This is a genomic window from Streptomyces spongiae (assembly GCF_009377185.1).
GTDB lineage: Bacteria > Actinomycetota > Actinomycetes > Streptomycetales > Streptomycetaceae > Streptomyces > Streptomyces spongiae.
The window spans coordinates 1-4,132 of sequence record NZ_VJZC01000753.1; the positions used below are offsets into that span (position 1 = coordinate 1).

Annotated in this window: 3 protein-coding genes; 1 reads left to right on the forward strand and 2 read right to left on the reverse strand. The window is 70.8% G+C overall.

What is annotated here, in order from left to right:
- Window positions 1-1,197, reverse strand: a 1,197-nt coding sequence (locus FNH08_RS46035) for a DUF4190 domain-containing protein (RefSeq protein WP_322726524.1), incomplete at its 3' end; no start/stop codon positions are given.
- Window positions 1,198-1,311: 114 nt separating this feature from the next.
- The gene (locus FNH08_RS46040) at window positions 1,312-2,880 is read right to left on the reverse strand and encodes a S8 family peptidase (protein ID WP_152777653.1); all 1,569 of its coding nucleotides are present in this window, start codon (window positions 2,878-2,880) and stop codon (window positions 1,312-1,314) included.
- A gap of 176 nt (window positions 2,881-3,056) precedes the next feature.
- Between FNH08_RS46040 and FNH08_RS46045 the strand changes: the two genes are divergently transcribed.
- The coding region (locus FNH08_RS46045; protein WP_152777655.1) for a threonine synthase at window positions 3,057-4,132 on the forward strand (1,076 nt) is incomplete at its 3' end.

The window sequence follows — 4,132 nt, forward strand, 5'->3', positions numbered from 1 at the left end:
GCCCTCCTCACCGTACGAAGGCGGGGTCGTGGCCAGCCCCAGAGCCTTGCGGGCCGTGATCGCCGTGGTGCCGTCGACGATCTCGAAGGCCCTGTCGTAGTGCTCGTAGAAGACGTCGGCGTCGGCCGCCTCCGCCGCCTTCTCCCACTGCTCGCGCGCCCGCTTCAGGGCGTCCGCGTGGTCGGCGACCTGCTGTTCCGTGTCGTCGCCCCACTGGTGCTCGCCCAGCATCGCCACCTGTTCGTCCAGGGCCTTGGCGACCCGGTCCGCCCACTTCCTGTGGCCCGGCAGGTCGTCCTCGACGTACTCCTCGGCGGGCGCGGTGTCGAGGGCGTCGTTGTACATCCCCTCGGCCTGGAGATAGGTGAGCTGGTCGCCGGTCAGCATCGAGTCGTCCTTGCGCAGCGACCCCGTCAGACCGGTCTTCTCGTCCGTGCTCCCGAACATGCACGTGACCTCGCGGTCGCCCGCACCCCAGCTCTGCCGGGTGGGGGTGAAGTAGTAGACGTCGGCGTTCGCCGGAAGGGCCCAGGTGTCCATCGCGTACGAGTCGGCGAGGTCGTAGCACTTCTCGTCGGCGGTATCGGTCAGCTCGTCGTCGCCCGGGTAGTCGCCCTCCGGCATCCGGAAGTTGGCGATCACCTCCGCGTCGTGCTCGTCGGAGCACGGCACCGTGTCGACGTCGTACGCGTAGCCCTCCAGGGAACCGTTCGGCGCGTCGAAGCACTCGCCCTTCTCCACCGAGAAGGTGCTGCCGTTCTCGCGGGCCGCCTCCTGGAAGCCGTCCCAGAAGGCGGCCGCCCCACCCGTGACGAGGAAGACGGTCATCAGGAGGGTGCCGATCGACGACAGCACGATCCCCGAGACGGCCATCCCCTTGCCGCGCTCCCCCTTCCTCCTGATCTGCGCGAGCGCCACGATCCCGAGCACCAGCCCGACGAACGGCAGGCAGCAGAGGATGCCAGTCACGAGCGCGGCTATCGCGAAGCCGTTGACGGGCGCGGGCTGGTTGTACGGGGAGTACCCCTGCCCCCAGGGCTGGTAGGGGTAGCCGTACGGCTGCCCCGGGCCGGCATACGGCGTCCCCGGCCCCGGAGGCGGCGCGTACGGCCCCGGAGGGGTCTGCCCCTGGGGCGGCAGGTACGGGCCCTGGGGCTCCTGGGGCTGCTGCGGCCCAGGGGGCGGGGGTATGGCCACGACTGGCGTTGCCTCTCGTCCGGGATGTGGGGAACTGACGTACGACGTGCGCGCATGGTATGCGCGGGACGCACGAGGGCGGTACAGGGTTCCCGAACGTAGGCAGACGTCAGATCAGAACCGCAGCCCCCAGGAGTCGATCCGCCCGACGTCCTGCACCGCGCTGTCGGTCACCCGGAGCTTCCAGACGCCGTTGGCCGTCTCGGAGGACGCGTTCACCGTGTAGGTGGTGTCGATGTTGTCGGTGCTGCCGCCGACGCCGTACGCCTTCAGCGTGTAGGCCGTGCCGTCGGGCGCGATCAGCTGCACCCGGAGATCGGCGACATACGTGTGAACGATGCTCACCGGCACGCGCAGTGACGCCGGGGCCTTTCCGGAGACCCCTCTCACGCTGATCGACGACTCGACCGTCGCGTTGTCGTGGATCGTGTGGTCGGCGGTGTTCTCGAAGCGCGCGCCGGGCGGGGCCGTCGTGCCACCGCCGCCCACGTTGAGGAGGCGGTTGGGCGAGCCCGTGCCGGGGCTGGTGACGACGCCGGTGGTCGCGGAGCCGACCAGGGCCGCCTCGACGGCGGCGGGCGTGGCGGAGGGGTTGTCCGCCAGATGGAGCGCGGCGGCTCCGGTGACGTGCGGGGTCGCCATCGACGTCCCCGAGAGGGTGTTGGTCGCCGTGTCGCTGGTGCGCCAGAGCGAGATGATGGAGGAGCCCGGGGCGAACAGGTCCAGGCCCGCACCGTAGTTGGAGTAGCTTGCCCGGGCGTCGGAGTTGGTGGTGGCGCCGACGGTGACGGCCTCGGCGACGCGGGCGGGCGAACGGGTGGACGCGTTGGCCGTCTCGTTGCCGGCCGCGACCGCGTAGGTGATGCCGGAGGCGATGGAGTTGCGGACGGCCGCGTCGAGCGCCGTGTCCGCCGGACCGCCGAGGCTCATGTTGGCGACGGCCGGCTTGGCGGCGTGGGCGGTCACCCAGTCGATGCCCGCGACGACCTGCGCCGTCGTCCCCTCACCGGAGTTGTTCAGGACGCGGACACCGACGATCTTCGCCTTCTTGGCGACGCCGTAGGCCGTTCCGGCGACGGTTCCGGCGACGTGCGTGCCGTGCCCGTGGCCGTCCTGGGCGGTGCTGTCGTCGTCGACGGCGTCGTAGCCGTCGACGGCACGGCCGCCGAAGTCGCTGTGCGAGATGCGGACACCGGTGTCGATGACGTAGGCGGTGACGCCCTCACCGGCCGTGTCGTCGTAGCTGTAGCTCTGGTTGAGCGGGAGTGCCGCCTGGTCGATGCGGTCCAGACCCCAGGACGGCGGGTTGGCCTGGGTCGCGTCGATCGTGAACGTGCGGTTCTGGACGACGGAGGTCACGGCCGGGTCGGCGGCGAAACGCTTCGCCTTGTCCTCCGTGGCCGTGACCGCGTAGCCGTTGAGGGCCTTCGTGTAGGTGCGCTCGATGGTCGCGCCGTACGCCTTGGCGAGGGCCTTGCCCTGGTCGGAACCGGCCTTGGCGACTTCCGCCTTCAGGATCACGATGTAGCTGTCCTTGATGGCGCCGGCCGCGCCCGCGTACTGGATCCGGCCTTCCGGTTCGGGGTCGGCGGCGCTCGCGGCAAGGACCGGGACGAGACCGACCACGAGTGCCGCCGTGGTCGCACCGGCCAGTCTTCGCCGGGTCTGACGCATCACTGCCATCTGAGGGACCTTTCCTCAATAGGTGGTGCCAGAAGGGCATGGGCATGCCGATGCGGGATTCGCACAGGTCACTGTTGCATAAATATGGTCATACTCCGCGTATCCCCCGACAGGACGCGCCCGCCATGCGCCCGTCATGACACATCGTCACCAAACGGCACAACTACGCTGCGGTCATGACACCTCTGCCGGACTGTTACTGCCCTTCCGACGGCACGCGCGTCCCCGCGGGCTCGCTCGTCTGGTGCTGCCCGGTCTGCCGTGGCCCGCTGGACCTGGACTTCGCTCCCACGCCGGCCCCGCTCAAGTCCCTGACCGGAAGGGTGAACTCGCTCTGGCGGTACGCGGAGTGCCTGCCCCTGTCGGCTCCCTCGGTGTCCCTGGGCGAGGGCCGCACCCCTCTCGTCGAACTGACGGACGACATCTCGGCCAAGCTGGACTTCCTGATGCCGACCCTGTCGTTCAAGGACCGGGGCGCGGTGCTGCTGGCCGAACTGGCCCTGCGGCTGCGGCCCCGCCAGGTGATCGCCGACAGCAGCGGCAACGCGGGCACGTCCATCGCGGCGTACTGCGCACGGGGCGCGCTGCCCTGCACGGTGTACGTCCCCGCAGGCACGTCGGCCAAGAAGCTGGAGCAGATCCGGGCGCACGGCGCGCTACTGCACGAGGTGGACGGGGACCGTGAGGCGACGGCGCGGGCGGCCCGGGAGGCGGCGGACGAGGAGGGCGTCTTCTACGCGTCCCACGTCTTCAACCCGTACTTCCTGCACGGCACGAAGACGTACGTCCACGAACTGTGGGAGGAGCTCGACGGCCGCCTGCCCGACGCGATCGTGGTCCCCGTCGGCAACGGCACCCTGCTGCTGGGCGCCTGGCTCGCGGTGGCCGAGCTGTACTCGGCGGGGCTGATCGGCAGGCGGCCCGCCCTGTACGCCGTCCAATCCGCGGCGGTCGCCCCGCTGGCCCACGCCTGGACCGAGGGCGCCGACGACCTGGTCGGACAGACCCCGATGGCCCCCACCCTCGCCGAGGGCATCGCCATCCCGCACCCGCCGCGGGCCCGGCAGATCCTGCGGGCGGTCAGGGAGTCCGGGGGCGGATTCCTGACCGTGACGGAGGACCAGATCCGGTACGCGCAAAGGGATCTGGCGTCGCGGGGACTGTACGTCGAGTCCACGGGCGCGGCCTGCTGGGCGGCCGTACGGGAGGGCGCGCTCGGGGGCCGTACGGCGGTGGTGCCGTTGTGCGGGGC